The 26,870-nt window shown below is 72.6% G+C and carries 28 protein-coding genes; 17 read left to right on the plus strand and 11 right to left on the minus strand.

The window, feature by feature from the left end:
- Window positions 1-5 precede the first annotated feature (5 nt).
- A complete protein-coding gene (locus tag ABFX46_RS01445) occupies window positions 6-3,542 on the minus strand; it encodes an nSTAND1 domain-containing NTPase (protein ID WP_346039501.1) in 3,537 nt (1,178 codons plus the stop codon).
- A 156-nt stretch (window positions 3,543-3,698) separates the two neighbouring features.
- On the opposite strand from ABFX46_RS01445, the gene ABFX46_RS01450 reads away from it, so the two are divergent.
- Complete coding sequence (locus tag ABFX46_RS01450) at window positions 3,699-4,265, plus strand: RNA polymerase sigma factor (protein ID WP_346039502.1); 567 nt, start codon at window positions 3,699-3,701, stop codon at window positions 4,263-4,265.
- The gene (locus tag ABFX46_RS01455; RefSeq protein WP_346039503.1) at window positions 4,262-5,209 is read left to right on the plus strand and encodes a hypothetical protein; all 948 of its coding nucleotides are present in this window, start codon (window positions 4,262-4,264) and stop codon (window positions 5,207-5,209) included. Before ABFX46_RS01450 ends, ABFX46_RS01455 begins: the two co-directional genes overlap by 4 nt.
- A 173-nt stretch (window positions 5,210-5,382) precedes the next feature.
- Here ABFX46_RS01455 and ABFX46_RS01460 read toward each other — a convergent pair whose 3' ends face one another.
- Together ABFX46_RS01460 and ABFX46_RS01465 are read right to left on the minus strand one after the other, a co-directional pair.
- Entirely contained in the window at window positions 5,383-5,589 is a 207-nt protein-coding gene (locus ABFX46_RS01460; RefSeq protein WP_346039504.1) for a DUF397 domain-containing protein, read from the minus strand.
- Window positions 5,586-6,500 (minus strand): helix-turn-helix domain-containing protein, encoded by a 915-nt coding sequence (locus ABFX46_RS01465; RefSeq protein ID WP_346039505.1) that lies wholly within the window; start codon window positions 6,498-6,500, stop codon window positions 5,586-5,588. Before ABFX46_RS01465 ends, ABFX46_RS01460 begins: the two co-directional genes overlap by 4 nt.
- Window positions 6,501-6,677: 177 nt before the next feature.
- Between ABFX46_RS01465 and ABFX46_RS01470 the strand changes: the two genes are divergently transcribed.
- From ABFX46_RS01470 to ABFX46_RS01480, 3 genes are all read left to right on the plus strand, one after another.
- A complete protein-coding gene (locus tag ABFX46_RS01470) occupies window positions 6,678-7,436 on the plus strand; it encodes an ATP-binding protein (protein WP_346039506.1) in 759 nt (252 codons plus the stop codon).
- A 77-nt stretch (window positions 7,437-7,513) separates the two neighbouring features.
- Window positions 7,514-7,639, plus strand: a complete 126-nt coding sequence (locus ABFX46_RS01475) for a hypothetical protein (RefSeq protein ID WP_346039507.1) — start codon at window positions 7,514-7,516, stop codon at window positions 7,637-7,639.
- Between the two features lie 64 nt (window positions 7,640-7,703).
- The gene (locus tag ABFX46_RS01480) at window positions 7,704-8,153 is read left to right on the plus strand and encodes an NUDIX hydrolase (protein WP_346039508.1); all 450 of its coding nucleotides are present in this window, start codon (window positions 7,704-7,706) and stop codon (window positions 8,151-8,153) included.
- Window positions 8,154-8,157: 4 nt separating this feature from the next.
- Here ABFX46_RS01480 and ABFX46_RS01485 read toward each other — a convergent pair whose 3' ends face one another.
- Together ABFX46_RS01485 and ybiA are read right to left on the minus strand one after the other, a co-directional pair.
- Window positions 8,158-8,520 (minus strand): hypothetical protein, encoded by a 363-nt coding sequence (locus tag ABFX46_RS01485; RefSeq protein ID WP_346039509.1) that lies wholly within the window; start codon window positions 8,518-8,520, stop codon window positions 8,158-8,160.
- Window positions 8,521-8,572: 52 nt separating this feature from the next.
- Window positions 8,573-9,097, minus strand: coding sequence for a riboflavin biosynthesis intermediates N-glycosidase (gene ybiA / locus ABFX46_RS01490; protein WP_346039510.1), 525 nt, complete (start codon window positions 9,095-9,097; stop codon window positions 8,573-8,575).
- A 198-nt stretch (window positions 9,098-9,295) separates the two neighbouring features.
- On the opposite strand from ybiA, the gene ABFX46_RS01495 reads away from it, so the two are divergent.
- The gene (locus tag ABFX46_RS01495) at window positions 9,296-9,418 is read left to right on the plus strand and encodes a hypothetical protein (protein WP_275406714.1); all 123 of its coding nucleotides are present in this window, start codon (window positions 9,296-9,298) and stop codon (window positions 9,416-9,418) included.
- A gap of 109 nt (window positions 9,419-9,527) precedes the next feature.
- Here ABFX46_RS01495 and ABFX46_RS01500 read toward each other — a convergent pair whose 3' ends face one another.
- Window positions 9,528-10,583 carry a LacI family DNA-binding transcriptional regulator gene (locus ABFX46_RS01500; protein ID WP_346039511.1) on the minus strand — a complete coding sequence of 352 codons (1,056 nt, stop codon included), beginning with the start codon at window positions 10,581-10,583 and terminating at the stop codon, window positions 9,528-9,530.
- A 139-nt stretch (window positions 10,584-10,722) separates the two neighbouring features.
- Here ABFX46_RS01500 and ABFX46_RS01505 point away from each other — a divergent pair, with 139 nt between their 5' ends.
- The 10 genes from ABFX46_RS01505 to ABFX46_RS01550 all read left to right on the plus strand — a co-directional run bounded on the left by ABFX46_RS01505 (window position 10,723) and on the right by ABFX46_RS01550 (window position 21,797).
- Window positions 10,723-11,592 (plus strand): ABC transporter permease, encoded by an 870-nt coding sequence (locus tag ABFX46_RS01505; protein ID WP_346039512.1) that lies wholly within the window; start codon window positions 10,723-10,725, stop codon window positions 11,590-11,592.
- Between the two features lie 44 nt (window positions 11,593-11,636).
- Window positions 11,637-12,659, plus strand: a complete 1,023-nt coding sequence (locus ABFX46_RS01510) for an ABC transporter substrate-binding protein (RefSeq protein ID WP_346039513.1) — start codon at window positions 11,637-11,639, stop codon at window positions 12,657-12,659.
- A gap of 20 nt (window positions 12,660-12,679) precedes the next feature.
- Window positions 12,680-13,486, plus strand: coding sequence for an ABC transporter ATP-binding protein (locus ABFX46_RS01515; RefSeq protein WP_346039514.1), 807 nt, complete (start codon window positions 12,680-12,682; stop codon window positions 13,484-13,486).
- A 32-nt stretch (window positions 13,487-13,518) separates the two neighbouring features.
- The gene (locus tag ABFX46_RS01520; protein ID WP_346039515.1) at window positions 13,519-14,664 is read left to right on the plus strand and encodes a Gfo/Idh/MocA family protein; all 1,146 of its coding nucleotides are present in this window, start codon (window positions 13,519-13,521) and stop codon (window positions 14,662-14,664) included.
- Window positions 14,661-15,788 (plus strand): dihydrodipicolinate synthase family protein, encoded by a 1,128-nt coding sequence (locus tag ABFX46_RS01525; protein WP_346039516.1) that lies wholly within the window; start codon window positions 14,661-14,663, stop codon window positions 15,786-15,788. Before ABFX46_RS01520 ends, ABFX46_RS01525 begins: the two co-directional genes overlap by 4 nt.
- Window positions 15,785-16,585: a sugar phosphate isomerase/epimerase family protein gene (locus tag ABFX46_RS01530; RefSeq protein ID WP_346039517.1), complete on the plus strand. Its 801-nt coding sequence runs from the start codon at window positions 15,785-15,787 to the stop codon at window positions 16,583-16,585. The genes ABFX46_RS01525 and ABFX46_RS01530 overlap by 4 nt, the downstream gene beginning before the upstream one ends.
- A 31-nt stretch (window positions 16,586-16,616) precedes the next feature.
- Window positions 16,617-17,930, plus strand: a complete 1,314-nt coding sequence (locus ABFX46_RS01535) for an SLC5/6 family protein (RefSeq protein WP_346039518.1) — start codon at window positions 16,617-16,619, stop codon at window positions 17,928-17,930.
- A 123-nt stretch (window positions 17,931-18,053) separates the two neighbouring features.
- Window positions 18,054-20,147, plus strand: a complete 2,094-nt coding sequence (locus ABFX46_RS01540) for a PQQ-dependent sugar dehydrogenase (protein ID WP_346039519.1) — start codon at window positions 18,054-18,056, stop codon at window positions 20,145-20,147.
- A gap of 62 nt (window positions 20,148-20,209) precedes the next feature.
- Complete coding sequence (locus tag ABFX46_RS01545) at window positions 20,210-21,142, plus strand: LamG-like jellyroll fold domain-containing protein (RefSeq protein ID WP_346039520.1); 933 nt, start codon at window positions 20,210-20,212, stop codon at window positions 21,140-21,142.
- A gap of 76 nt (window positions 21,143-21,218) precedes the next feature.
- Window positions 21,219-21,797: a DUF4240 domain-containing protein gene (locus ABFX46_RS01550; RefSeq protein WP_346039521.1), complete on the plus strand. Its 579-nt coding sequence runs from the start codon at window positions 21,219-21,221 to the stop codon at window positions 21,795-21,797.
- A gap of 7 nt (window positions 21,798-21,804) precedes the next feature.
- Here the strand turns inward: ABFX46_RS01550 and ABFX46_RS01555 are convergent, their stop codons facing one another.
- Window positions 21,805-22,677 carry a helix-turn-helix transcriptional regulator gene (locus ABFX46_RS01555; RefSeq protein ID WP_346039522.1) on the minus strand — a complete coding sequence of 291 codons (873 nt, stop codon included), beginning with the start codon at window positions 22,675-22,677 and terminating at the stop codon, window positions 21,805-21,807.
- Window positions 22,678-22,778: 101 nt separating this feature from the next.
- Here ABFX46_RS01555 and ABFX46_RS01560 point away from each other — a divergent pair, with 101 nt between their 5' ends.
- The gene (locus tag ABFX46_RS01560) at window positions 22,779-23,675 is read left to right on the plus strand and encodes an aldo/keto reductase (protein WP_346039523.1); all 897 of its coding nucleotides are present in this window, start codon (window positions 22,779-22,781) and stop codon (window positions 23,673-23,675) included.
- Window positions 23,676-23,732: 57 nt separating this feature from the next.
- On the opposite strand, the gene ABFX46_RS01565 is transcribed toward ABFX46_RS01560, so the two are convergent.
- The 4 genes from ABFX46_RS01565 to galT all read right to left on the minus strand — a co-directional run bounded on the left by ABFX46_RS01565 (window position 23,733) and on the right by galT (window position 26,868).
- Window positions 23,733-24,320, minus strand: coding sequence for a hypothetical protein (locus ABFX46_RS01565; protein ID WP_346039524.1), 588 nt, complete (start codon window positions 24,318-24,320; stop codon window positions 23,733-23,735).
- A complete protein-coding gene (locus ABFX46_RS01570) occupies window positions 24,284-24,829 on the minus strand; it encodes an HAD domain-containing protein (RefSeq protein ID WP_346039525.1) in 546 nt (181 codons plus the stop codon). Before ABFX46_RS01570 ends, ABFX46_RS01565 begins: the two co-directional genes overlap by 37 nt.
- Window positions 24,820-25,734, minus strand: coding sequence for a WD40 repeat domain-containing protein (locus ABFX46_RS01575; protein ID WP_346039526.1), 915 nt, complete (start codon window positions 25,732-25,734; stop codon window positions 24,820-24,822). Before ABFX46_RS01575 ends, ABFX46_RS01570 begins: the two co-directional genes overlap by 10 nt.
- Before the next feature lie 93 nt (window positions 25,735-25,827).
- On the minus strand, window positions 25,828-26,868 hold the full coding sequence (gene galT, locus ABFX46_RS01580; RefSeq protein WP_346039527.1) for a galactose-1-phosphate uridylyltransferase: 1,041 nt from the start codon (window positions 26,866-26,868) through the stop codon (window positions 25,828-25,830).
- Window positions 26,869-26,870: the final 2 nt, after the last annotated feature.

Below are 26,870 nucleotides of genomic sequence, written 5' to 3' on the forward strand. Positions count from 1 at the left end.
CGGGGTCAGGGAGCCGGCGCTTCGTGCTCCTCGGGGACGGGGCGGGGGGACGGGATCATGAGGGTGGTGCGCTCTTCAGCGGTCAGGTCGCGGAAGACGCGGGTGCGGGCGCGCTCGACCAGGGCGGCGCCGTCGGTGACGGCCTCCCAGGTGCGGACGGTGCGGTCGCCGGAGGCGGTGGCGATGCGGGTGCCGTCCGGCGACCAGCTCACATCCCAGATGAGGTCGTCGTGGACGGCCGCGACGCACAGCTCCCTGCCGGTCGGCGCGTCCCACAGGCGGACGGTCCGGTCACCGGACGCGGTCGCGAGGACCCGGCCGTCCGGCGACCACGCGAGCGACCAGAGCCAGCCGTCGTGCCCGGACAGCACGGACACCTCCGTCCCCTCCGCCGCGTTCCACACCCGGACCCCGCGGTCGCCGGAGAGGGCCGCGATGTGCGCGCCGTCCGGCGACCAGGCCACCGCCCGGACGGCGCCCTCCGGCACGGTCAGCGCCGTGACCCTCAGGCCCGTCCGCGGCTCCCAGATGAGGACCGCCCCGTCCTGCGATCCGGAGGCGATCCGCTCGCCGTCCGGCGACCAGGAGACGGCGCGGACGGTGTCCTCGTGGCCGCGCAGGACCACCGGCGCGGAGCCGTCGCGGTCCTGGAGCCGGATCGTGCGGTCGTCGGACGCGCTGGCCAGCCGGGTGCCGTCCGGCGACCACGCCACCGCCCGCACGCAGTCGGCGTGCTCGGACAGGACGCCCTCCTGCGCGCCGTCCGCCGTCCAGACGCGCACGGTGCGGTCGCGGGAGGCCGTCGCGAGGCGGGTGCCGTCGGGCGACCAGGCCACGTCCCAGATCTCGTCGGTGTGCCCGCGCAGGACGCGCGGGCCGCCGTCGGCCCAGATCCGGGCGGTCCCGTCGTGGGAGGCGGAGACGATCCCGCCCGCCGACCAGTCGACCGCCGACACGGCGCGCTCGTGGCCGCGCATCACCGCGAGCTCGGCGGCGCGGTCGGCGTCCCAGAACCGGACGGTCCGGTCGTTGGACCCGCTGGCGAGGCGGGCGCCGTCCGGCGACCAGGCCACCGCGCGCAGCGCCTCCCCGTGCCCGCGGAACACCGCCAGCTCGGTGCCCTCCGCGGCGGACCACAGCCGGATCGTCCGGTCATGGGACGCGGTGGCGAGGCGGGCGCCGTCCGGTGACCAGGCGACGCCCCACACGATGTCGCCGTGCCCGGTGAGCACCGGCGCGGACGTGCCGGTCGCCACGTCCCACACGCGCGCCGTCCGGTCGTAGGAGCCGCTGGCCAGGCGGGTGCCGTCCGGTGACCAGGCGGCCGTGCGGACGGTGTCGTCGTGGCCTTCCAGCACGGCGACCGTCCGGCCCGCCGCCACGTCCCAGATCCGGATCGTGTGGTCGTCGGACGCGCTGGCCAGGCGGGTGCCGTCGGGCGACCAGGCCACGTCGCGGACCCATCCCCCGTGGCCGCTCAGCGTGGCCTCGACCGCCCCGGACTCGGCGTCCCAGATCTTCACGTCGCCGTCGCGGGACGCGGAGGCGAGGCGGCGGCCGTCCGGCGACCAGGTCACACCCCACACCATGTCGCGGTGGCCGCGCAGGAGGCCGGTCCGGGCGTGGGCGGCGGCGTCCCACACGCGGACGGTGCCGTCGTCGGACGCCGACGCGAGCCGCAGGCCGTCCGGCGACCAGGCGATCGACACGACCGGGGCCTCGTGCCCGCGCAGCACCGCGATCTCGCCGCCGGCCGCGTCCCAGATGCGGACCGTCCGGTCCGAGGACGCGGTCGCCACCCGCGCGCCGTCCGGCGACCAGGCCACCGACCAGATCCGGTCGTCGTGGCCGCGCAGGACGCCCCGCACCCGGGACACCGCGAGCGCCGACGACAGCGCGCGGCGGGCCAGCGGCGTCGGGGCGCACTCCTCGTGCGCGGCGAGGGCGAGCAGCAGGCTGTGCTCGGGATCGGTCCGGAAGACGGTGAGCGCCTGCCGGGCGATGGAGTCGGCGAGCCGCCGCATCGCGACGCCGTCGGAGCGGTGCGAGATCTCGACGAACTCGATGACGAGCGGTTCGGCGGCGGCGAGGCCGTCGGCCTCGGCGAGCCACTTGCGGGCGGCGGCGAGGCGCTCGCCGCGCAGCAGGTACGCCTCCTGGCGGCCGTAGCGGTCCCATTCGGCGGCCCACTGCGCCAGGTCGGCGAGGCGGCGGAGCGTCTCGGCGTGCAGCGCGATCGTCTGCCGCAGCGGCGCCCACGCGGAGAACAGCGCCTCGTGCGAGACGTCGAACACCGCCTGGTCGCCGTCCTCGCCGCTGGTGCACAGCCGCTCGCGGACGAACGCGTCCACGACTCGCCGGGCCGCGTCGTCCAGCTCGCTCGCGGGGACCCGCCGCCGCGTCGGCCGCCCCTCGGTGAACCGGACGAACTTCAGCAGCGTCTCCAGGACGGGCGGCGCCGGGTCGAGGGCCTCCAGTTCCCGCAGGACGCGGTCGGCGCGGCGGGTGAGCGCGCCGTCGACGCCGCCGGTCCGGCGGTAGTCCTCGGCGGTGGCGACGCCGTCGCGCCCGACGCGCAGGTACAGCTCGTGGAGCAGGTAGGCGAGCAGCGGCAGCGCGGTCCCGTCGCCGGTGTCGTCGGCCATCTGCGCGACGAGTTCCGGCGGCTCGAACGTGATGCCCGCCCGGCGCGCCGGCTCCCGGATCACCGTCCGCAGCGCCTCCCGGTCGAGCGCGGAGACCGTGAACGGATGCCGGAACAGCCCGGCGGACGCGCCGCTCAGGAACGCGGTGAGGAACTCGGCGCGGAACACGAACACGACCCACAGCTTGGTGTCGGCGTCCAGCGCGTCCTGGAGCATGCGCAGGAAGGCGTCGCGGTCGTCGTCGGACGTGAGCGTCAGCAGTTCCTCGGCCTGGTCGACGACGATCAGCGCCGACCGGTTCCGCCGCCCCCGCCGGAGCGCGCCGACGCGCCGGCCCAGCTCGGCGGGCGCGTCGCGCAACCGGTCCGCGATCCCGTCGGCGTCGGGCTCGCCGAGGGCGTCGGCGAGGCGGTAGGCGAGGCCGGCGAACGGGTCGTCCTCGGGGGTCATCGGCGGCAGCACCACCCAGCGCCGCTGCTGGTGGAGGCGGGGCAGCAGCCCGGCGTACAGCAGCGACGACTTCCCGACCCCGGACGGCCCGGTCACCGCGATCGACCGCGGCTCGCCGCCCGGCCGCAGCCGCTCGATCAGCTCCTGGATCTCGGCGTCGCGCCCGAAGAAGACGCCGTCGTCCTCCTCGGTGAAGGCCTCCAGGCCCGGGTACGGCGACCGGCCGGCGGCCGACGCCCACACCGGCCGGGCCAGGCTCCGCCGCTCCTGCCCCTTCTCCCACGCGAGGACGAGCGGGATCAGCAGCATGCACAGGATGATGACGGGAAGCGCCCACTTTTGAACTACATGAGTGGTTTGTGGTGAAACCTGCAATGCCAGCCCGAGCAGCGCCACCAGCAGGATCATCAGATACCCGGGGAATACCGGCCCCTGGCGACGACGCATGCACCATCCTCCGAATCCCGTGAACCGCCGTCCATGCTACGGGGCCGCTCCATTCCGGCCCGTGAACGGCCGGACGAAATGCCGCCCCCTTTCCGGACATGTGGAGGGTGTTAGGCCAGTCCACCGCGCCCATGGCGCGCGACGAGAGGAGAAGGCTTGCCGTCCACCTTGGAGGACCCCCATCCGCCCGGCGACCGGCGGCTGCGCTTCGAGGAGGTCTACGCGGCCCACCGCGCCCAGATCCTCGGCTACGCGCTGCGCCGGACCGCCGACCCGCAGGACGCCGCCGACGTCCTCGCCGAGACGTTCCTGACGGCGTGGCGGCGGCTGGACGACGTCCCGCCGGGCGAGCAGGCGCGGCTGTGGCTGTACGGGGTGGCGCGCCGGGTGCTCGCCAACCACCACCGGGGCGAGCGCCGCCGCTCCGCGCTGGCCGCCGACCTCGGCTCCCTGCTCCGGGACGCGCCCGCCGTCCCGGAGACCGGCGACATGGCGCACATCGCCGCCGCGTTCCGGAGCCTGCCGGACCGCGACCGGGAACTGCTGTCCCTCGTCGGCTGGGAGGGGCTGGACCACGGCGAGATCGCGACCGTCCTCGGCTGCTCCCGCAACGCCGTGCGGATCCGCCTGCACCGCGCCCGCCGCCGCTTCGCCCGCGCGCTGGACGCCGCGGACGCGCCCGCCCTGCCCGCCGCACGCATCCCGAACGGAGAACACGTATGAACCGCGACATCGACCCCCTGATCGGCGCGCTCGCCACCGTCACCGACGCGCAGGCCGCGCGGCTGCTGCCGGACGACGCCGCCGCCGACCTGGCCGACCGCATCACCGCCGCCGCCCCCGGCCCCGCGCCGGCGGCGCCCCGCAAGCGGCGCACCCCGCTGCTGACCATCGGCCTGCCCCTCGCCACCGCGGGCGCGGCCTGCGCCGCCGCCGTCGCGGTGACCGTCCTCCCCTCGGACGACGCACCGGCGCGGACCCCGGCCATCGTCACGGCGAACCCCACCCCGAACGTCTCCCTCGTGGCGGCCCTTTCCTTCACGCGCAAGGGCGGCCACATCGACGTGAAGGTCCGCGACCCCCTCGCCGACCCGAAGCGGTACCAGGAGGAGTTCGCCGAGCACGGCCTCAAGGTCAAGCTCTCCCTCGTCCCGGGGTCGCCGTCCATCGTCGGCACCGTCGTCATGATGGACACCAGCGACGGCACGAAGCCGAAGGACATCACGACCATCACCGCCAAGGGCGAGTGCGAGACCGGCGGCGGAGGCGACGTCTGCCCGGTCGGCGTCCGCATCCGCACCGACTACAAGGGCACCGCCGAGATCGTGTTCGCCCGCGCCGCCCGCCCGGGTGAGCAGTACTCCAGCAGCGCTCCGGTCACCGCCCCGGGCGAGGCGATGCACGGCATGGCCTACCAGGGCCACCGCGTGGGCGAGGTACTGGCCGCCCTGAAGAAGCGCCACGTCTCCGTCCCCGAGTACCGCTACGAGGTCGGCAACGAGAGCAAGGCCCTGGCTCCGGGCCAGGTCCCGGAGTCGTGGTACGTCCACGACGCGGTGCCGTGGGCCGAGAACCAGGTCCTCCTCTTCGTGGGCAAGACCCCGAAGAGCGAGAGCACCCCCTCCGGCCCCGGCCGCCCGGTCCCGACCGCCCGCCCCGCGACCTGACCGGAAACAATGCCCCGCGCGCATAGCGGGGGACATCGCCGCGGGCCGACTGGACAAGGCCCGCGGCGATGCCGCATGCGTCCACCAGCAGCTCCGCCGAATCGCACGGGCCGATCCGGCCACTGCACCAGCGCCGTACCTCGGCACGAGCTACGGCGTGTTACCGGGGTGGATCAGAGGTCGTAGGCACCCAGCTTGATCTGCGACACCATCGCCGCCCACACATCCGGGTCCAGCGTCAGAACGCCGCCTTCGGTGTCCTTGGAGTCCCTCACCAGCCGGCTGACACCCAGTCGGGCGACTTCAACACAGTCGCCACCGGTGCTACCGCTATGCGAACTCTTGCGCCAAGCCATGCCGGACAACTCGCCGACCTTCATGCACCCAGCCTCTCCGTTTCGTCCAAGTCTGCGGCAATCTTCTCAATCATGCCGATTGAGTCTCTAGGGCTCAATGCCTGGGCTCGCAGGGAGTCGAACGCCAGCCGGTGGGTCTCGACCTCGGGCATCTTGTCCATGAGCAGCGTTCCCGCCCGGTTTTCGACGTAGGCGTATTCAGACACGGCAGCGTCCCCGAGGTCGAGTGTGAGCAGTGTGAACGAACCGCATGTCCCTGGATGAGCTCCGATCGAGAACGGCAGGACCTGCAACTTGATGTTGCGGCGCCGAGCCACGGAGGCAAGAACACGCAGCTGTTCGGCCATGACTCCGGAACCTCCGACAGCGCGGCGTAGAACTGCCTCGTCGAGCACGACCCAGTATTGGAGAGGGGCATCTCCGCCGAGAATCGCCTGGCGGGCGAGACGGGCCTCGACACGCGCCTGGATCTCCTCGTCCGATGGCGGTCGAGGCTCGACAGACAGCACGGCATGGGCGTACTCCGCGGTCTGGAGCAGGCCAGGTACCCACTCGCTGACGTAGGCGTGCATCTCCGTGGCTTCGGCCTCCAGACCGAGGTAGAGCTCGAAGCCGGGGTGCAGGACTTCGCCGTAGCGCTGCCACCAGCCGCGTTGCCGTGCCGCCTTGGCCAGTTCGGTGAGCTGCGCCGTCTCATCCGGCGTCGCGCCGTACAACTCCACGAGCCGTTCGAGGACGCGCGCGGGCACGGAACTCTGGCCAGTCTCCATCCGGCTGATGGTCGAGTCCGTCCGGGCGATGTGGCGTGCGGCGTCGTCCGCCGCGACGCCGGCGCGGGTCCGCAGCGCGCGGAGCCGGATACCCAGCATGATCCGGCGGACGGTCGGGCTCTCGGGGCGTGGCATCGGGGCACCTCCTCGGTGGTCGGTCGTCATTTTGCCCTCCCTTCATCACCTTGCGTGGCCGATTCCGCACACTCCGTTCATTTCGGTCATTGCATATGAGTTTTCAAAACGGGATTGCATCCTAGCCTTGCGTCAGTCAGTATCGAGCCGTCCGCACGGCATGTGACGCGATGCATACGCATCGTGATCGTTAGAAGGAGGGGCTCGATGGAAGTCAAGGGGGCGTGGGGGCTGGTGACCGGGGGGCTGTGTGCGTGGCGGCTGCCCGGGGACGAAAGCGGGCCATCGATGGCGCGTCGGCTCGTCCGGCAGACGATGACCGAACTGCGGCTCGACCCAGACGTGATCGAGGACGGCGAACTCGCCGTGTCCGAGACCGCCACCAACGCACTACGACACGCCAGATGCGTGCGAGGCGACCGGCCGCCCACCCCACCGGAACTGTGGATCTGGGCCCGGACCGTCCCCTCCCCGCAACTCATCGTCTCGGTCTTCGACGGCGCGCGAACCACCACGCCGCACACCTCCGGGGCCGGGCTGCTGGACGAACACGGCAAGGGCCTCGAACTCGTCCGCCAAGTCACCGCCGCCTGGGGCAGCAACCCCACCCGCTCCCGCGTCGACCCCGCGTCCGTCCCCGGCAAGACGGTCTGGTTCGCGCTACCGCTCCCCCACGACTGGCCCGGACTGCACTACCGCATCCACCCGGGTACCGCCGCACACCACCTGCTCCTCAACCTCAACCACCGCAGCTTCCAAGGCACACGCACCACCACCGACGACGGCCTCTCCGTCCTCCTCCTCCCCACCCTCAACGTCTGGGTCCACCGCCGCACCTTCTGCTGGTGGTCCACCCCCCACCGCTACCTCCGCCGCCCCCTCATCGACCTCCAAGAAACCACCGAACTCCTCATCCACCACCTCGACACCACCCCCGTCCCCGCCTACACCCCCGCCTCGCAATGACCGGGCGGTCGCCCGGCCGAGGCGCCGCCTCAGAGCGAACCACCCTTGGCCTTCACAGGGCTGACACGAAGTCGATCATGCTTGCCGAGCAGCTCCGCGCCCTTCTCGCCTACGGACGGCAGCGCACCGCCGAACTCGGGATCGAACCCGCCGACGTACCCACCCACATCCGGGCGTTCCTCAAGGGCAAGAACGGCGCCTGACCATGTCGGCCCCGGCGCCAACGTCCGGGGTCGCGCCGCCCCCTGAACCTGCGATAGTCGCGGGGTGAGCAGCAAGGAACGGCATCGGACGATCGTGGACGTACACGCGCTCCTCTTCGACCAAGAGGGTCGGGTGCTGCTGATGGAGCGGGCCAACACCGGCTACGCCGACGGGCAGGCCGGAGTGCCGTCCGGCCATCTGGAGGCGGGCGAGTCCGTGCTGGAGGCCGTCCTGCGGGAGACCTACGAAGAGGTCGGCGTGCACCTGGCCGAAGGCGACGCGCAGTTCGTTCACGTGAGCCACCGCTGCAAGCCGGGCGAGGACGACCGGGTCGGTTTCTTCTTCGCCGCCGCCCGTTGGACTGGCGAACCCGTCAACGCCGAGCCGCACAAGTGCGCGCGCATCTGGTGGCACGACCCGGACGACCTGCCGTTCAACACGGTCGACTACATCGCCGACGCGATCGCCCGGCTGCGCGGCGGCGGCACGTTCTCAACGCACGGCTGGCGTTGACGGCTCAGGAGTCCTGCTGGAGGGCGAGGGCGTCGAGGGCCGCGTAAGTACCGGTGATGGTTGCCAGGGCGGCCATCGACGTGCGGGGGACGTCGCCGCGGGCCAGGTGGACGAGGCCCGCGGCGGTGTCGCAGGCGTCAACCAGCAGGCAGAGCCTCCGCCACCGCCGCCGAGCCGCCGGATCGCTCATCAGGTAGCCGAGGCCGAGCGCCACGGCGCGGCTGCCGAAGATGCGGATGAGGTAGCGCAACTCGGGGGCGTCCCGGTCGCTCATGCCCGCGAGCTTCACGTTGAGGCCGGGTGCGGCCAGTGCCAGCGTCCCCCAGGCGACGCGGCCGGCCGCCAGCGTTTCCAGTGCGCGTTCCATGCCACCGACCCTGCCAAGGCGCCGGCGCGAGGGCGATTACCTCGGAGGTAACTCAGCGGAGGCTCTCGCGGGCGGTCATGAGGGCGAAGCCGAGGAGGTTCTCGCCGCGCCAGGAGGACGGGTCGGCGGCGCGGGGGTCGTCGGCGGTCAGGCCGATGCCCCAGACGCGGTCCAGGGGGCTGGCCTCTACGAGGATGCGGTCGCCGGTGCCGAGGAGGTAGTCGCGGAGTTCTTTGTTCTGGCCGAACTTCGCCTCGCTGCCCCTTGTGACTATCGCCACACGGTTGTCGCGCCACCTTTGCTCGTCGAAGTTCCGGACGCTGCGGCCGAGGTCTTTCGCGCGGCGGGGATGAGTGGCGGCGATGATGGCGGACGCCGTTTCCTCGTCGCCGAAGAGGCGGGCCTTCTCCGCCATCATGAAGTGCTCGGCGGTCGCGTAGGTCGTTCCTTCGAGGGTGAAGGGGGACGGCCACCACTGGCTGAGGTAGCCCCGACCAGGGGTCTGGTGGCCCCAGAAGAACAGGAGCTTCAGGCGAGCGCCCTCGTTCTGGAGGCGGGTCAGTTCGGCTGCGTCCATGGGGAGAAGGGTGCCGGACGGGGCGCAGTCGGGGCCACCGGGTTTCCCGGACGGGAATAAATGATCCATTAGAGGTGTTACCGGTTCTGTCGCGTCCCGCGGGGGAGGGACGCGGTCTAGACCATTTTGCGAAAGCGGGCCGGTGGCCGCGAACATCGTGTCATTGCCCCGGCTCGAACTGGGAGGACAGCAGTAGCAATGGACAACGCCCTGGCGAACCCCCGTCGCACCAAGATCGACTCCTGGCCGGAGCGGCCCGCGGACGCCGAGTCCGAGCGTCCCGCGGAGGCGGAGGCCGAGGTCGATCTCGCCGCACGCTGACGGCACATAGATCGAGACCCGTCCGGACGATCCGGGCGGGTTCTTCGCGTTCTGGGGGGCGGCGCGCCCGGCGGCGTCCTGGACGGTGGGACGGCGGGCGCGCCGCGGGTCAGCGGGGCGGGGCCGTGCTCGCCCGCAGGACGATCTCGCCGGCGACGCGCTCGATGCGGCTGCGGCGGGCGGCGGGCTCGCGCATGGCGAGGCCCATGACGCGCTCGCCCATCGCGTCCAGCGGCAGCGCGACGGTGGTGAGCGGCGGGGTCAGGTCGCGGACGATCGGGATGTCGTCGAAGCCCGCGAGCGAGATGTCGTCCGGCACGGCGACGCCGTGGTCGCGGAACGCGGCGAGGGCGCCGATCGCCATCACGTCGGTGACGGCGAACACGCAGGTCGGGCGGGTGCGGCGGGTGAGCAGTTCGGTCGCCGCCGCATAGCCGCCGTCGCGGGTGAAGGCGGCCTCCACGATGTGCTCGGACGGGACGCGCACGCCCGCGTCGGCGAGCGCGTCGGTGAAGCCGCCGAGCCGGTCGGACACGGTGGTCAGCGCGTGCGGGCCGGTCAGCACGGCGAAGTCGCGGTGGCCGAGGTCGAGCAGCGCGCGGGCGAGCGCGGCGGCGCCCTCCCGGTTCTGCGGCAGGACGGCGTCCACCTTGAGGCTGCGGTGCCGGCTGAGGACGGCGACGCGGCCGCCGGTGCGCTGGTAGGGGTCGAGTTCGGCGGCCATCGCGCGCTCCCACTCGCGGTCCTCGAAACCGGACCCGATCAGCAGGATCGCGCGGGCCCGCTGGGCGCGCAGCATCGCCACGTACTCGATCTCGCGGGCCGGGTCGCGGAACGTGCTGGCGAGCATGACGAGCATCCCGTGGTCGGCGGCGGTGCGCATCACGCCGCGGGCCACGGCCGCGAAGTAGGGGTCGCTGACGTCGTGGCAGACGACGCCGACCGACTTGCTGGAGGAGCTGGCGAGCGCCTGCGCGTGCGCGTTCGGGGTGTAGCTGAGCCGCCCCGCCGACGCGAGCACGCGCTCCCGCAGGTCGGCGCGGACCTGCGAGGTCCCGTTCAGGACGCGGGACGCGGTGGCGAGCGAGACGCCGGCGTCGCGGGCGACGTCCTGCAGCGTCACGTAGGCCCGGTCCGCGCGCTGCTCCTCGGCGGCTTCGGTCATCGCGCTCCTCGGTCGACGCGGGCCAGCGCGGCGGGTTCCCGGCGAACTCCCTCTTGACCGCGGTGCGCGTCCCTTCTTACGGTACATCAGAAAGCGCTTTCTGAACGCGCTTTCACTGGCACCCGTCCCGGAGGACCCCATGGTGAGTCAGGGCACGACGACCGCGCCGCCCCCCGCGCAGGCGTCCGGCGTCGTCGAACGCGGCCGGCCCGGCGCGGGCGAGCGGATCCGCGACGGCCTGGAGCGGTCGTGGCGGCCGGTCGCGCTGCTGCTGGCCTGCTTCGCCGCCTGGTGGGCGGTAAGCGCTTTCAAACTTGTCGAGGAGTACCTCGTCCCCTCGCCCGGCGCGACGCTGCGGCTCATGGTCGACAAGTGGGGCTACATCTGGCACCACACCTGGGTCACCACGTACGAGACGCTGATCGGCTTCGCGCTCGCGGTGCTCATCGGCGTCCTCGCCGCGGTGCTCATGGTGTACTCGGCGACGGTCGAGCGCACCCTCTACCCGATCCTGCTGTTCGCCCAGGTCATCCCGAAGATCGCGATCGCCCCGCTGTTCGTGGTGTGGCTCGGCTTCGGCATCGGCCCCAAGATCGTCGTCGCGGTCCTGATCGCGTTCTTCCCGGTGGTGATCTCGATGGTCGCCGGGCTGAAGGCGGTGGACCCGGAGATGCTGGAGCTGTCGGCCACGATGGGCGCGAGCCCGCTGGCCGCGTTCACCAAGATCCGGCTGCCCGCCTCGCTCCCCCACCTGTTCTCCGGCCTGAAGGTCGCGGTCACCCTCGCCGTCACCGGCGCCGTCGTCGGCGAGTTCGTCGGCGCGAACGAGGGCCTCGGCTACGTGATCCTGCAGGCCAACGGCAACCTCGACACCCCGATGCTGTTCGCCGGGCTGCTGGTCATGTCGGCCATCGGCGTCGTGCTGTTCGTCGTCGTCGAGGTCGCGGAGAAGCTCCTGCTCCCCTGGCACGCCAGCCGCCGCGCCGAAGCCGTCACGACCACCTACTGACCCCCCCGCCGCAACCCACCCCACCTTACGGAGGGCCGTCCGAAATGAAACTCCGCACTCTCGCCGTCGCCGTCCTCGCACCGGTCGTGGCGTTCACCGGCACCGCCTGCGGCGGGGACTCCGACGAGACCACGAGCGCCTCGGGCAAGAAGCTGACCAAGGTCACGCTGACCCTGAACTGGTACCCCTACGGCGAGCACGCGCCGTTCTACTACGGCAAGAAGAAGGGCATCTACGAGAAGCACGGCATCGACCTGGAGATCAAGGCCGGGCAGGGGTCGCAGAAGACCGTCCAGGCCACCGCCGCCGGGCAGACCGACTTCGGCTGGGCCGACACGCCCGCGCTGCTCGCCGCCGTCGACAAGGGCATGCCGGTCAAGAGCGTCGGCGTGTTCCTGCAGACCACGCCCGCGTCCGTGCAGTCGTTCACCTCGTCGGGGATCAAGAAGCCCGCCGACCTGAAGGGCAAGAAGATCGCCGGGACGGCCGGGGACGCGCTCGCGCGCACCTTCCCCGTCTTCCTGCGGAAGAACGGGATCGACCCGAGCGAGGTGCCCGTCCAGAACACCGACCCGGCCGGGAAGATGGCGGCGGTGCTGTCCGGCAAGACGGCCGGGCTGATGGGCTTCGCCAACGACCAGGGCCCGACGATGGCCGACAAGTCCGGCAAGGACGTGTCGTACCTGCGGTACGCCGACTTCGGGCTGAACTTCTACTCCAACGGCCTGATCGTCGGCGAGCGGAAGCTGAAGAGCGACGCCGGCCTCGTCAAGAAGATGGTCGCCGCCACCAGCGAGTCGTGGACGGCGGCGGAGGGCGACCAGGCGGGTGCCGTCGCGAGCATGGCCGGCGCGTCCGAGCAGCTCCCGCCGGAGAAGGTCGTCACCGAGCAGTTCAAGACGACGCTGACGCTGCTGCACACGCCCGCGACGCAGGGCAAGGCCCCGGGCGTCAACTCCGAGGACGACTGGAAGACGACGATCTCGACCTTCCAGCAGGCCGGGGTCATCGAGAAGGCGCAGCCGCCGTCGGCCTACTGGCAGGCGTCGGCCGCTCCGCAGGCATGACGGGACGAGCATTGAAGACCATGAGCGAAACGGCCGCCGAAGCGAAGACCGGGCGGGAGACCGCCGTCAGCCTCGACAAGGTCGCGGTCCGGTTCCGCACCCGCAAGCGCGACGTCACGGCGCTGCGCGAGGTGTCGCTGGACGTCGCGATGGGCGAGTTCGTCGCGATCGTCGGACCGTCCGGCTGCGGAAAGTCCACGCTGCTGAAGCTGGTCGCGGGGCTGCTGAAGCCGTCGTCGGGCTCCGTGCTGCTGCGCGGCGACAAGGTCGCCGGGCCGCGCCACGACATCGGCTACGTGTTCCAGCGCGCCGCGCTGCTGGAGTGGCGCAGCGCCCGCAAGAACATCCTGCTCCAGGCGGAGATGCGCAAGATGCCGGCCGAGCAGGCCCGCAGGCGCACCGCCGAGCTGATCGAGATGACCGGGCTGACCGGGTTCGAGGACGCGCTGCCGCACGAGCTGTCCGGCGGCATGCAGCAGCGGGTCGCGCTGTGCCGGGCGCTGCTGCACGAGCCGCCCGTCCTGCTGATGGACGAGCCGTTCGGCGCCCTCGACGCGCTGACCCGCGAGCAGCTCAACGTCGAGATGAACCGGATCTGGCGGGAGACGGGCACGACGATCCTGCTCGTCACGCACTCGATCGCGGAGGCCGCGTACCTGGCCGACCGGGTCGTGGTGATGAGCGACCGGCCCGGCACGATCGAGGAGGTCATCGACGTCGACCTGCCGGTCGAGCGCGACTACTCCGCGACCATGGCCCGCCCCGAGTTCGCCCGCGTCACGAGCCGCGTCCGAGGTCTGCTCGGCGCGGGTGCCGCGGCCGATTGACACACATACACCACAGGTTGGGAAGGAACGGGATGGAACGCAGGTCCATCGGGATCGTCATGAACGGCGTCACCGGCCGGATGGGGTACCGCCAGCACCTCCTCCGCTCGATCCTCGCGATCCGCGAGCAGGGCGGGGTGCGCACGGGCGACGGCACCGTGCTGTGGCCGGAGCCGGTGCTCGTCGGGCGCAGCGAGGCCAAGCTGCGCGGCCTGGCGGAACGGCACGGGCTCACCGCCTGGACGACGGACCTGGCCGAGGCGCTGGCGCGTCCGGACACCGACGTCTACTTCGACGCGCAGGTCACCGGCGCCCGCGTCGACGCGATCCGCGCGGCCGTCGCGGCGGGCAAGCACGTCTACACCGAGAAGCCGCTCGCCGAGGACCTCGACGAGGCGCTCGCGCTGGCCCGGCTCGCGGACGAGGCGGGCATCAAGCACGGCGTCGTCCAGGACAAGCTGTTCCTGCCGGGCCTGCTCAAGCTGAAGCGCCTGGTCGACGGCGGCTTCTTCGGCCGGATCCTGTCGGTGCGCGGCGAGTTCGGCTACTGGGTGTTCGAGGGCGACTGGCAGGAGGCGCAGCGGCCGAGCTGGAACTACCGGGCCGAGGACGGCGGCGGGATCATCCTCGACATGTTCTGCCACTGGCGGTACGTGCTGGACGGGGTGATCGCGCCCGTCCGGTCCGTGCAGGCGCTCGGGGCGACGCACATCCCCGAGCGGGTGGACGAGGACGGCAAGCCCTACGAGGCCACCGCCGACGACGCCGCCTACGGCATCTTCGAGCTGGACGGCGGGATCATCGCGCAGGTCAACTCGTCCTGGACGACCCGCGTGTTCCGCGACGAGCTGGTGGAGTTCCAGGTGGACGGGACGGAGGGCTCGGCGGTCGCCGGGCTGCGCCGCTGCCGCGTCCAGCACCGGTCGATGACGCCGAAGCCGGTGTGGAACCCCGACCTGCCCGCCACCGAGGACTTCCGCTCGCAGTGGCAGGAGATCCCGGACAACACCGAGTTCGACAACGGCTTCAAGGCGCAGTGGGAGATGTTCCTGCGGCACGTCGCCGACGACGGCCCGTTCGCCTGGGACTTCTACGCGGGCGCGCGCGGCGTCCAGCTCGCCGAGCTGGGCCTGCGCTCCTGGCGCGAGGGCCGCCGCCTGGAGGTCCCGGAGCTGTGAAGATCGAACTGCCGGGGTCGCTCACGCCCTACACGATGGGCGAGCCCCGCACCTACGAGCCGCCTCCCGGGCCGAGCACGGCGCGGGTCGCGTACGCCGCCGCGCATGTGGTGCCCGATTTGTCCGGCGACTCGCTCGACTGGGACACGACGCTGGCGTTCCGGCGGCACCTGTGGTCGTACGGGCTCGGCGTCGCGGAGGCGATGGACACCGCGCAGCGCGGCATGGGCCTGGACTGGGCGGCGACCCGCGAGCTCATCGTGCGGAGCGGTCGGGAAGCGCTTTCAGTCGGCGGCCGCATCGTCTGCGGCGCGGGCACCGACCAGCTCCCGCCCGGCCCCGCGACGCTGGAGGAGATCGTCGCGGCCTATACCGAGCAGCTCGCGGTCATCGAGTCGGCCGGCGCGGTGCCGGTGCTGATGGCGAGCCGCCACCTGGCCGCCGCAGCACGCGGTCCGGAGGACTACGCCGACGTCTACGGGCGGCTGCTAGGGCAGGTCGGGCGGCCGGTCGTCCTGCACTGGCTGGGGCCGATGTTCGACCCGGCGCTGGACGGCTACTGGGGCTCCCCCGACCTCGACGTGGCGGCGGACGCTCTGCTGGCCCTGATCGGCGAGCACGCGTCCCGGATCGACGGGGTGAAGATCTCGCTGCTGGATGCCGGCCGGGAGATCGCGTTCCGGCGCCGGCTGCCGTCCGGAGTGCGCCTCTATACCGGGGACGACTTCAACTACCCGGAGCTGATCAGAGGCGACGCCGAGGGGCACAGCGACGCGCTGCTCGGCATCTTCGACCCGATCGCGCCCGCCGCCGCCGCGGCCCTGCAAGCGCTCGACGGCGGCGACCTCACGTCCTATGAGGAGATCTTCGCCCCGACCGTGCCGCTGTCGCGCCACCTGTTCGAGGCGCCCACCTACTACTACAAGACGGGTGTGGTGTTCCTGGCCTGGCTGGCCGACCACCAGCGGCACTTCCGCATGGTGGGCGGGCTGGAGACCGCGCGTTCCGTGCCGCACATGGTGCGCCTGTTCCAGCTCGCCGACGCGGCCGGCCTCTTCCCCGATCCCGGTCTCGCGGCGCACCGGATGCGCGCCTGGCTGACCGTCCAAGGAGCCGCGTCATGAGGTTCAGCCTCAACCAGTGGACGACCCGGCACTGGCCGCTGCCCGACCTGGCGGACGGCTGCGCGGCGGCGGGCGTCACGGGTGTCGGCCTCTGGCGGGAGCCCGTCGCCGAGTACGGCCTGGCCCGCACCGCCAAGCTCATGCGCGACCACGGGCTGGCGGTCACGTCCCTGTGCCGGGGCGGCTTCTTCCAGGAGCCGGACGCGCTGGAGAACAACCGGCGCGCCATCGAGGAGGCCGCCGAGCTGGGCACGGGCGTCCTGTGCCTGGTCAGCGGCGGGCTGCCGGACGGCTCCCGCGACCTGGACGGCGCGCGCGCCCGCGTCGCCGACCTCCTCGCGGAACTGGCGCCCTACGCGGGCGAGCACGGCGTCCAGCTCGCGATCGAGCCGCTGCACCCGATGTACTGCTCCGACCGCTGCGTGGTCTCCACCCTCGCGCAGGCGCTCGACCTGGCGGCGCCGTTCCCGGCCGCGCAGGTCGGCGTCATGGTCGACACCTACCACCTGTGGTGGGATCCGGACGCCTGGGCGGGCATCGCCCGCGCGGGCGCCGAGGGCCGGATCTCGCTGTTCCAGGTCGCCGACTGGGTGACGCCGCTGCCCGAGGGCGTCCTCACCGGGCGCGGCATGCTCGGCGACGGGTGCGTGGAGCTGCGGCGCTTCCGCGAGGCCGTGGACGCGACCGGCTACACCGGGCCGATCGAGGTGGAGATCTTCAACGACGCGCTGTGGGCCATGCCCGGCCCCGAGGCCCTCGCCCTGGCCCTCGCCCGCTACGACGAGCACGTCGCATGACGCACGCGCCCGGACCCGGCGTGCCGCCCTCATGAGAACGGCACGCCGCGGCCCGACGCGCCCGGCCGCGGCGCCCGGCCGGAGCTGGCGGTCGGCGTCGGGGGCATGGCTCGGGATCGGCACCGCGCCGGGCGCGCTCGTCCTCGGGGCGCAGGTCGGCGGGCGGCACGGCGGCGCGCTGCCGCTCCTGGTCCTGGTGATCGGCGGCGCGGTCATGGCGGCGCTGCTGGTCGCGCAGGGGCGCCTCGGCCTGCGCGCACCGGCCGGAGAGAACGCGGGCATGGCCGAGCTGGCGCCGCGCTACCTGCCGCCGGTCGCCGAGCGCGCCTTCACCGCGCTGCTCGCGATCGCGATGGTGGGCTGGTTCGGCTTCAACCTCGGCCTGGGCGGCGCGGCCGCCGCGGCGCTCGGCGGCGTCCCGGACGCGGCCGGGGTCGCGGCGCTGACCGTCCCGCTGGTCGCGGTGCTGATCGGCGGCGGCGGGCGGTGGAACGCGGTCGCGGTGGTGACCACGCTCACCGCGATCGCGCTCATCGGCATCGTCGCGGTGAAGCTCGCGCCGCCCGCGTCCCCGGTGTCGCTCGCGCGGGACGCCCCGCCGGGCGTCCTCGCCGCGGACCTCGCCGGCTACATCGGGTACGTGTCGGTGTTCGCCGTGCGGGCGCCCGACTTCACGGTCGGCCTGCGCGGGCGCGGCGACCTCGCGGCCTGCGTCGCGCTCCTCGTCGTCCCGGCGCTCGCGGCCTCCGTCGTGGGCGCCGGGGTGGCGGCGGCGAGCGGCTCCACCGACGTGGTCGCCGTCCTCGCCGGTCCGGACGGGCTCCCGGCCGCGAACCTGTTCGTCGCCGCGTCGGTCATCGCCCCGACCTTCGCGGCGGTGCATTCCGGCGCCCTGGCCGTCCGCCGCTTCCTGCCCCGCGAACGCGGCCGGAGCAGTGGCTCCCCGGGCGCGGACGGTGGGGCGGCCGGGGACGCACCGGCGCGCGGAGCCGGATCGGAGCGGCTCCGGTCGGCGCGGGTGGACGGGCGGCAGGCGGCGGCCGTGCTGGCGATCGCCGTGCCGGGGGCCGTGCTGGCCGCGCTGCGCGTCGACCGGATGCTGCTCGACTGGCTGACGGTGCTGGCCGCGGCGCTCCCGGCGCTCGTCCCGCCGATGGCGGCGGAGGCGGCGCGGCGGCGGCGCGGGCGGTCGGCGCGTCCCGTGGCCACCTGGATCTGGGCCCCCGGGGCCGCGGTGGCGGTGGCGCTGACCGTGGCCGGGTACGCGGCGGCGGCCCCGGCCGGGCTGCTCGTCTCCGCCGCCGGGACGCTCGTCCACGCGTGGCGGCGCCGGGTCCGGGCGTGACCCGATGTGGACATGTGCCAAGACCGGAAATCGTCCTTGACGCCGGGCGGGACCGGTCGTACGTTCGAGAAAGCGCTTCCAGAAAGCGCTTTCCAGCCACCCCTCACACCCTGGACGGCCGGAATGCAACGAAGGCTCCACTGGTGTCTCCTCGCGCTCGCGGCGCTGCTGCTGCCGCTGCTCGCCGTACCCCCGGCGGCGCAGGCGCGGGACGACGCGCCGATCCTCGACCCGATCCCCGACGACCCCGCCCCGTCCGGCCTCGGCCTCGTCCTGCAGGAGGTCGCGCAGCTCCCGCAGTCGAAACCGACCGGAACCCCGACCGACCCCCGGCTGCTGCGGTGGAACCGCATCAACTACGTCGGCGAGGTCCCCGACCACTCGGGCCGCCTGTACGTGCCGGACCTGAACGGCAACCTGTACCTGCTCGACAAGAAGACCCGCACCCCGCACGTCTACCTGGACGTCGCCGCCACGTTCGCGCCCGACTTCTTCTCCCAGGCCGGGCTCGGGCAGGGCTTCGGGTTCGTGGCGTTCCACCCCGACTTCCGCGAGAACGGCAAGTTCTACACCGCGCATGTCGAGGCCGGTGAGGCGCTGAAGACCAAGACGCCCGACCTCACGCCGCAGCCGAAGACCGGCTACCACGGCGTCATCGACGAGTGGACGGCGTCCGACCCGGAGGCCGACACGTTCTCCGGGACGCACCGGGAGGTCCTGCGCATCGGGTTCTCCGGCCGCATCCACAACCTCCAGCAGATCGACTTCAACCCCAACGCCCGTCCCGGCGACGCCGACTACGGCATGCTCTACCTGACGGTCGGCGACGGCGGCAACGGCAACGTCGGCGACAACGGCGGCGACCCGCAGAACCTCGCCGTCCCGCAGGGCAAGATCCTGCGCATCGACCCGTCGGGGAACAACAGCGCGAACGGCAAGTACGGCGTCCCGGCCGACAACCCGTTCGCCGGCCAGGCGGGCAAGCTCGGCGAGATCTACGCCTACGGCATGCGCGACCCGCACCGGTTCAGCTGGGACACCGGCGGCACGCACCGGATGTTCCTCGCGCACATCGGCGAGCACGAGATCGAGTCGATCCACGAGATCTACCCCGGCGCCAACATCGGGTGGAGCGAGCGGGAGGGCGCGTTCACCTTCCGCAAGGACGACCGCTGCCACCTGTACCCGCTGCCGGCGGACGACGACAAGTACGACTACGAGTACCCGCTCGCCGCCTACGACCACGACCCGCCGCCGGACTGGGACTGCCGCAGCGACGTCGGCCACGCGATCTCCGGCGGCTACGTCTACCGGGGCGCGAAGCTGCCCGCGCTGCGCGGCAAGTACCTGTTCACCGACATCGTCGACGGCCGGCTCATGTACACCGAAGAGTCGGAGATGAAGCACGACGCGTCCGGCAAGAACCGCGCGCAGATCTACGAGCTGGCCGCCTACGACACCTCCGGCAAGCCCGTCACCATGCGGGAGCTGGCCGGTGACGAGCGCGTCGACCTGCGCTACGGCATGGACGCCAAGGGCGAGCCGTACCTGCTCGCCAAGGCCAACGGGAAGATCTGGAAGGTCGTCGGGACGAAGCGGGTCGCGTCCTGCAAGGCGGGCCCGGTCCAGGTCAAGCACGCGACGGACGCCGGGAGCTGGGCGCCCGTCACGCCGTCGAAGTGGCAGTTCACCGGCGGCGAGGTCGTCCTCGCCGAGGCCGGCGAGCAGCGGCCGGGCCCGCGCCGCCCGTTCGAGTACGCGGTGCTCACCAAGGGACCGGTGCTCGGCTCGACGCGGATCGAGGCACAAGTCCGGCTCGACACGCCGGTGTCGGTCAGCAACCGGGACGTCATCGTCGTCTTCGGCTACCAGGACGACACGCACTTCTACTATGCGCACCTGTCCAGCGACAACACCATCTACCCGCACAACGGGATCTTCCTGGTGAACGGCGCCGACCGGCAGCGCATCGACCAGCAGTGGAACGCCAACCGGTCGCACGGCGCGCCGCCGTCCATCACGGACGAGGCGTGGCACGGCGTCCGGGTGGACCGCTGCGCCGAGACCGGCGAGACCGCCGTCTACGTGGACGGCTCGTCCCGCCCCGTGTTCACGGCGCTCGACACGACCCTCGGCTCCGGCCGGGTGGGCTTCGGCTCGTTCGACAACACCGGCCGGCTCCGCGGCCTGACCGTCCGCGGAACCCCTGCGAAGTAACGGCCTCCTCCGGGCGGGCGGCGGGCCCCGGCGCCCGCCCGGAGGGCTCCAAGGAGTCCACCATGCTGATTCGCCGCGGCCCCGCAGCGCTCGCCACCGTGCTGCTCGGCGCCTCCCTCACCGTCGCGACCCCGGCCCACGCCTCGACCGGCGGCGTCTTCCCGCCCCTGAAGAAGAACCTGATCTCCTACTACGACTTCGAGCATCCCGTGCCGGGCGATCCGTCCCGCGAGGCCGACCGCGGCCGGTCCGGGACGACGATCGACCTGGTCAACGGCGGTGCCGCCATGCGGGTGCGGGACGGCGCGCGGCGGCACGCCGTCCAGCTCAAGCAGGTGGACCCGTCCGCCAACGGGAACGACGACTGGAAGGCGGGGATCTACTCGGCGACGGGCGTCCCGTCCCTGCACGCGTTCAACGCCGCCAAGGGCGCGACGCTCATGGGCTGGTTCAAGATGACCGGCACCAACCCGAGCCCCAACACCGTCACCGCGAACCCCGACGACGAGTACAACGCGATCGGGCTGTCCGGGCTGCTCACGGGCGACTCCGACGGGCACGGCGTGCGCGCCCTGCTGGAGATCATCGACGTGTCCGGCACCCTGCGCGTCGTCGCGCTGGGCCGCCGCGTGGACGGGTCGAAGTCGCAGACGTTCGCGGCGAGCGAGGACTGGCAGAGCGTCCTCCCGCAGAACACCTGGGTGCACCTCGCCGCGACGTTCGACTACGACACCGGTCAGATGGCGCTCTACAAGAACGGCGCGCCGCTGCCCGGCTTCTACACCGTGGCCGGTGACCCGTGGGGCGTCGAGGGCGAACCCGAGCCGGACGTCACGTCCGCGACCGACCCCCGCGGCATCAAGATCGGCGGCAGCTTCCCGCAGAACAACCTCGAACGGAACCCCTGCAACTGCCGCATGGACGGCCTGATGTTCCTGGACCGCGCCCTCACCCCCAGGGAAGCGGCCATCCAATACAAATTCGCGAACCACTGACCCTGGCACCCGCCGGCGCCCGCCCCCGCGCGTGCGCCGGCGGCGATGTCGGACCCGCCTGCCAAGCTCCGGGCCCATGGATCAGGACGCATTCTGGGAGCTGGTCGACCGCTCCCGCGAGCACTCCCCGTCCCCCGAGGCCCGCGTCGCATGGCTGCAGGACGCCCTCGCACGCCGTCCCCTCGCGGACGTCGCCGGCTTTCAGATCTGCCAGGACCGGACCCGCCTCCGCTCCGACACCTACGCCCTCTGGGGAGCCGCCTACCAGATCATGGACGGCCTCTGCTCCATGGACGGCTTCTGGTATTTCCAGCCCTGGCTCATCGGCCTTGGCCGCGACGTGTTCGACCGCGTCACCGAGAACCCGGACCTCCTGGCCGACGTCCCCGAAGTGCGCCGCCTGGCCGGACATCCCCTCTCCGACTGGTCCGACGACGACTTCCCGGAATGGGAGTCGTTCAACTACATCGCGGCCCAGGTCTACGAACAGCTGACCGGCGCGGAGGACGGCTTGTACGACGCCCTACGCGCCCAAGGCCACCAGCCCTACGACACCGCCCCCGCCGACGCGGCCTGGGATTTCGAGAACCCGGCCGAAGTCGCCCGCCGCCTCCCCCGCCTCTCCGCCCTCTTCCCGCTGACCGACCGCGCATAATGCGAGGTCAGCGCACGACCTCCGCCTCATCGGGCGTTCGCTCGGTGTCCTGTGTCGCGGCCCAGGTGCCGAGCAACCGGAGTGCCTCCTCGGAGGGCGATCCGGGCTCCGGCGCGTAGGCGTAGATCCAGCGCTCGCCGTCGTGCAACTGGAGCGCTTCGACCTGAAGGCTGAGCTCACCTACCACGGGATGGTGGAAGCGCTTGGGACCCCGGCACGGCACCTCGACATCGTGCTCGGCCCACCAGTTCCGGAACTCCGGGCTCGCGACGGACAACTCGCCGATCAGCGCCTGCAGCCGCTTGTCGCGCGGGTAGCGGCCCGCGGTCTCCCGCAGGACCCCGACGCTCACGCGCGCGTTCATCTCCCAATCGAGGTGGAGGTCGCGCGTCGACGGCTCCAGGAACAGCCAGCGCGGATGGTTGGACGCCTCGGACGGCATCGGTTCGAGCCCCGCCAGCAGGGCCCGCCCCATCCGGTTCATCGCGTGGACGTCCCCGCGCGAGTCGATGACGAACGCGGGGATCGTGAAACTGCCGAGCATCGTCCGCATGCCCGCGTCGAGGGGCGGGAGCCGCAGTTCGCCGGGCTCGGCCGGGGCGACGGCCGCCCGGACGAGGTTGTGCAGGTGCAGCCGCTCGACCTCCGCCAGCCGCAGCGCGCGGGCGATCGCGTCGAGCACCTGGTCGGACGGCTGCAGGGGCCGGCCCTGCTCCATGCGGGCGTAGTAGTCGAGGCTCACGGCGGCCAGCATCGCGACCTCCTCGCGCCGCAGGCCCGGGACGCGGCGCCGGCCGCCGGCGGGGATGCCCACGTCCTCGGGCCGGACGCGCGCCCGCCGGGTCCGCAGGAACTCTCGCAGCTCAGCGTTCTTGGCCATGCCTCAACGGTAGGCGGCGGATACCCGGCTTGGGTGGGTCTGTGCGTCCGAGGTCGCCGCCGCAACTGGTGGGGCCGCTACGCGCGCCCCAGGGTGAACGCATGACCACCATCACTCAGACCTCACCGCTCGGCGACCGGACCGTGCGGCGCATCGGCTTCGGTGCGATGCAGCTCGCCGGCCCGGGGGTGTTCGGCCCGCCCGCCGACCCGGACGCGGCCCGTGCCGTGCTGCGCCGTGCCGTCGACCTCGGCGTCGACCACATCGACACCGCCCAGGTCTACGGCCCCGACGTCGTCAACGAGCTCATCGCCGAGGCGCTGTACCCGTACCCGGACGGCCTCGTCCTCGCCACGAAGGTCGGCGGCGCCCGCGACGAGCAGGGCGGATGGGTCCGCGCGTCCCGCCCGGAGCAGCTCCGGGCGACCGTCGAGCAGGACCTGCGCACCCTGCGGCGCGAGCGGATCGACCTCGTGAACATGCGGTTCCAGGTCGGCGGCCCCGAACCGGACGACGTCCCGCTCGCCGACCAGCTCGGCACCCTCACCGACCTGCGCGACGAGGGCAAGCTCGACCTCATCGGCCTGTCGACCGCGTCGGCCGAGGCCGTCGAGGCCGCGCTGGAGATCACCCCGATCGCCGAGGTGCAGAACGCCTACGGCATCGCGAACCGGACGGACGAGCCGGTCGTCGACCTCTGCCGCGCGAACGGCATCGCCTACGTCCCCTACTACCCGCTCGGCTCCGCGTTCACCGGCGGCCCGCAGGCACTCGCCGCCGACCCGGCGATCGCGTCGGTGGCCGCCGAGCACGGCGCCTCGGCATCGCAGATAGCCCTCGCCTGGCTGCTCGCCCACTACGACCGCATGCTGCTGATCCCCGGCACGAGCTCGATCGCCCACCTGGAGGAAAACCTGGCCGTAGACGCCGTCAACCTGAACGAAGCCGACCTGTCCGCCCTGGACCGCGTCACTCACGTGGCCGCCCCGAGCTTCTGACCGCACCGGCCGCCGGCGCCCGCCTCCCGCGCGCCGGCGGTCTATTTCTGCGGCAGGTCAGCGCATGGCCTCCGCGTCATTCCACAGAGGACCCGCCGCCCGCCGGACGGCTTCCCGGATCGTTTCCGCATCCTTCTCGTACGGGCTCAGGTCGCACACCTTCACACCGGCGAGATCGGCCTTCCATTCGGGATGGTGCATGCGCCTGCGGAATTGCATGGGTGCCTGCTTCGGCCAGGCCATCAGCCACGTGTCCTTCGGGACGTCCAGCGGGCGGGCGATCCGCACCTCGTCCAGCTGGCCCCAGAGGATCCTCGTCGTGGTGCCGCGCGCCCGCACCTCCACGCCGCCGTCGTCCACCCGGAGTTCCATCGGATTGAGCACGGTCTGGAGAGTGCCCAGGCCGCCGACGAGAAGGACGGCGAAGACGCCGATCACGATGATGCCGATTCCTTTGGCGTCCACACCGATCAACGGCATCACGATCATCACGGCGACCATCAGGGCGGCCACGCCGAGCGCCCCGAACGTCGCCTGCCGGAAAGGCTTCTTGTCCGCGTGAAAGACGACAGGCTCCATAGGACTTCCCCACTTTACCGACAAAGCCGCTACTCGCCGGGCGCCCGCTCGAATCGCGCGGCCCACCGATGGAGCGCCTTCACATGGCCGCAGGTCAGGCTGCGCGCCGGAGGTACGCGGAGGAGCCGCACATGCCGCCGGTACGGCAATGCCTGGCGCCGAATCGTCAGCGGGATCACGTCGTCCACCCAGGCGAACGGACGACCGTCCGCATGCCGCAGGATCGGCGCCCACTTGCGCATGTACGGCAGTTGCAGCAGCGGGACGCGCGGGTCGCCGGGCTGCGCAACGTAGTCGAAGAACGCGACATGCGGGAGCGGCGGAAGGCCGAGGAGCGGGCCTATGTGCTCGTTGGCGTGCTCCTCCCAGGTCGTGGCCCAGACCAGGTCGTAGCGGGTCGCGAGATCCCGCAGCCAGGTGCCGTGCTCGGGGTTGATCCGGACGGTGAGCCGCCCGATGGCGTGTTCGGTGAACCGTGCGTCCGGTGTCTCCGGGTTGATGACGCCGTCTATATCGAGGTAGAGGAGGGGCTTTCCCTGGCGGGTGCCGGGGCGGGGGGTGTCGCCTAGCCGCATAGGCGGGCGGTGTGGAGGCCGGTGTCGGTGGCGGCGATGAGGGTGCCGTCCGGGCAGAGGGCCAGGTCGTTGACGGGGGCGGGCACCTCGATGCGGTGGGACGGGGTCAGGGTCGCGGCGTCCCAGGCCAGGAGGGTGCCCGGGTCGTCGCGGAGGGCGGCGGCGACGAGGAGGGTGTCGTCCACCAGGGCAGCGGCCACATGGTCGCAGGGGGACGGCGTCTCCAGGGTCGCCGCCCGCTCCCCGTCCAGGCCGCGGACGTGCAGGGCGGACGGGGTCGGCTGGACGAGCACGAGCCCGGCCGGGGACGGGGTCAGTACCGGGGCCGGCACCGAGGTGGGCAGGGCGGCGATCTCCTCGCCGCGTTCGACGTCCACGAGGCCGACCGCGGAGTCGCCGGGGAGGCCGATGAGGGGGCCGGTGGCCGGGGTGGCGTGCAGGATCCAGCGGTCGATGGCCGTCCCGTGGCCGAGCCAGAGGGTGAACTCGGTGAGGCGCTCGCCGGTGACGGCGTCCCACACGAGGACCTCGGCGTCGCTGGCAGGGCCGAAGACGGCGACGACTCCGGCGCGGCCGTGGTGGACGGCGAGGCCGAGGAGGTCGGGCCGCCCGTCGAAGACCGGCTCGCTCCCGGTGGCGAGGTCGTGGACGTGGACGCGGTCGCGGTGCGTCCATGCGACGGCCGGCGAGCCGGCGGGGAGGCCGAACGCCCAGTCGGCGCGGTCGGTGGGGAAGTCGGGGATCGGCGCGCCGAGCGCCGCGCCGGCGGCCAGGTCCCAGAGCTGGCCGGTGTTCGCGCCGCGCGCCGCCTGCGAGGTGAACGCCAGCGGCGCGCCCTCGGCGGTGACGGCGACGCCGTCGAACGATCCCTGCGCCAGCGGTTCCGCCAGCACCCTTTCCGGCATGCGCAGGAGAGTAGGCCACCCGGCCTCGATCGTTCCACGGACTCGCGAAAACTCGGCGCCGGTGTGACGTTCCCGCCGCCGGCGGCGCTGTCATCACCCGGCGTCGCGCAGGCGCGCGGCGATGTCCTCCGGGGAGACGTCGTTGATCCAGGCGGCCATGCCCGACTCCGAGCCGGCCAGGTACTTGAGCTTGTCGGGTGCGCGGCGGATGGAGAACAGCTCGAGGTGGAGGCGGAGCGCCTCGTTCCCGGTGGGGGCCTGGTGCCAGCCCGCCACGTACGGGAGCGGGGTGCCGTAGAGGGCGTCGCAGCGGCGCAGGAGGTCGCGGTAGAGGACGGCGAGCTCGTCGCGCTCGGCCGGGTCCAGCGCGGTGAAGTCGGGGACGTGGCGGTGCGGCATCAGGTGCGCCTCGACCGGCCAGCGGGCGGCGGCGGGGACGTAGGCCGTCCAGTGCTCGCCGGCGAGCACGACCCGGCTCCCCGCCCGCTCGGCCTTCAGGACGTCGTCGAACAGCCCCGGGCGGGCGGCGGCCATCGTGAGCATGCGGTCGGTGCGCGGCGTGATGAACGGGTACCCGTAGATCTGGCCGTGCGGGTGGTGGAGGGTCACGCCGATCTCCACGCCGCGGTTCTCGAACACGAAGACCTGCCGGACGCCGGGGACCGCGGCGAGGTCGGCGGTGCGGTCGGCCCACGCGTCGATGATCGTCCGGACGCGGGAGACGGGCAGCCGCGCCATCGACGCGGAGTGGTCGTCGGTGAAGCACACGACCTCGCAGCGCCCGGCGCCGCGGGCCCGCGCGACCCCGTCGATCTCCGGCGGGACGGGCGGCGTCCGGACGTCGAAGGACGGGAACCGGTTCTCGAACGACACGACCTCGTAGGACGGGTCGGGGATCTCCGAGGCGGGGCCGCCGGGGCACAGCGGGCACTCGTCGGCGGGCGGCAGGAACGTGCGGGTGTTGCGGTGCGCGGTGATCGTGACGTGCTCGCCGGTGAGCGGGTCGCGGCGCGTCTCGCAGAGCGGCTCGACCGGCGGCAGCCCGCGCGGATCGGGCACGGGCACCCGGCCCGGCACCTCGTCGTAGTAGACGATCTCGCGGCCGTCCGACAGGCGTGCGCGTGTCCGGTTCATGT

Origin of the sequence: Actinomadura chokoriensis (genome assembly GCF_039529475.1) — a bacterium.
Taxonomy (GTDB): Bacteria; Actinomycetota; Actinomycetes; order Streptosporangiales; family Streptosporangiaceae; genus Spirillospora; species Spirillospora bangladeshensis.

Bases quoted from the DNA above. Each gene is read 5' to 3' on its own strand.
- ABFX46_RS01560 (WP_346039523.1), top strand. From the start codon at position 22,779: ATGACCACCATCACTCAGACCTCACCGCTCGGCGACCGGACCGTGCGG.
- ABFX46_RS01500 (WP_346039511.1), bottom strand. From the start codon at position 10,583: ATGACCGAAGCCGCCGAGGAGCAGCGCGCGGACCGGGCCTACGTGACG.
- ABFX46_RS01530 (WP_346039517.1), top strand. From the start codon at position 15,785: ATGAGGTTCAGCCTCAACCAGTGGACGACCCGGCACTGGCCGCTGCCC.
- galT (WP_346039527.1), bottom strand. From the start codon at position 26,868: ATGAACCGGACACGCGCACGCCTGTCGGACGGCCGCGAGATCGTCTAC.
- ybiA (WP_346039510.1), bottom strand. From the start codon at position 9,097: ATGGACGCAGCCGAACTGACCCGCCTCCAGAACGAGGGCGCTCGCCTG.
- ABFX46_RS01495 (WP_275406714.1), top strand. From the start codon at position 9,296: ATGGACAACGCCCTGGCGAACCCCCGTCGCACCAAGATCGACTCCTGG.
- ABFX46_RS01550 (WP_346039521.1), top strand. From the start codon at position 21,219: ATGGATCAGGACGCATTCTGGGAGCTGGTCGACCGCTCCCGCGAGCAC.
- ABFX46_RS01475 (WP_346039507.1), top strand. From the start codon at position 7,514: ATGCTTGCCGAGCAGCTCCGCGCCCTTCTCGCCTACGGACGGCAGCGC.
- ABFX46_RS01455 (WP_346039503.1), top strand. From the start codon at position 4,262: ATGAACCGCGACATCGACCCCCTGATCGGCGCGCTCGCCACCGTCACC.
- ABFX46_RS01535 (WP_346039518.1), top strand. From the start codon at position 16,617: ATGAGAACGGCACGCCGCGGCCCGACGCGCCCGGCCGCGGCGCCCGGC.
- ABFX46_RS01575 (WP_346039526.1), bottom strand. From the start codon at position 25,734: ATGCCGGAAAGGGTGCTGGCGGAACCGCTGGCGCAGGGATCGTTCGAC.
- ABFX46_RS01505 (WP_346039512.1), top strand. From the start codon at position 10,723: ATGGTGAGTCAGGGCACGACGACCGCGCCGCCCCCCGCGCAGGCGTCC.
- ABFX46_RS01515 (WP_346039514.1), top strand. From the start codon at position 12,680: ATGAGCGAAACGGCCGCCGAAGCGAAGACCGGGCGGGAGACCGCCGTC.
- ABFX46_RS01570 (WP_346039525.1), bottom strand. From the start codon at position 24,829: ATGCGGCTAGGCGACACCCCCCGCCCCGGCACCCGCCAGGGAAAGCCC.
- ABFX46_RS01485 (WP_346039509.1), bottom strand. From the start codon at position 8,520: ATGGAACGCGCACTGGAAACGCTGGCGGCCGGCCGCGTCGCCTGGGGG.
- ABFX46_RS01520 (WP_346039515.1), top strand. From the start codon at position 13,519: ATGGAACGCAGGTCCATCGGGATCGTCATGAACGGCGTCACCGGCCGG.
- ABFX46_RS01460 (WP_346039504.1), bottom strand. From the start codon at position 5,589: ATGAAGGTCGGCGAGTTGTCCGGCATGGCTTGGCGCAAGAGTTCGCAT.
- ABFX46_RS01465 (WP_346039505.1), bottom strand. From the start codon at position 6,500: ATGACGACCGACCACCGAGGAGGTGCCCCGATGCCACGCCCCGAGAGC.
- ABFX46_RS01555 (WP_346039522.1), bottom strand. From the start codon at position 22,677: ATGGCCAAGAACGCTGAGCTGCGAGAGTTCCTGCGGACCCGGCGGGCG.
- ABFX46_RS01545 (WP_346039520.1), top strand. From the start codon at position 20,210: ATGCTGATTCGCCGCGGCCCCGCAGCGCTCGCCACCGTGCTGCTCGGC.
- ABFX46_RS01510 (WP_346039513.1), top strand. From the start codon at position 11,637: ATGAAACTCCGCACTCTCGCCGTCGCCGTCCTCGCACCGGTCGTGGCG.
- ABFX46_RS01540 (WP_346039519.1), top strand. From the start codon at position 18,054: ATGCAACGAAGGCTCCACTGGTGTCTCCTCGCGCTCGCGGCGCTGCTG.
- ABFX46_RS01470 (WP_346039506.1), top strand. From the start codon at position 6,678: ATGGAAGTCAAGGGGGCGTGGGGGCTGGTGACCGGGGGGCTGTGTGCG.
- ABFX46_RS01445 (WP_346039501.1), bottom strand. From the start codon at position 3,542: ATGCGTCGTCGCCAGGGGCCGGTATTCCCCGGGTATCTGATGATCCTG.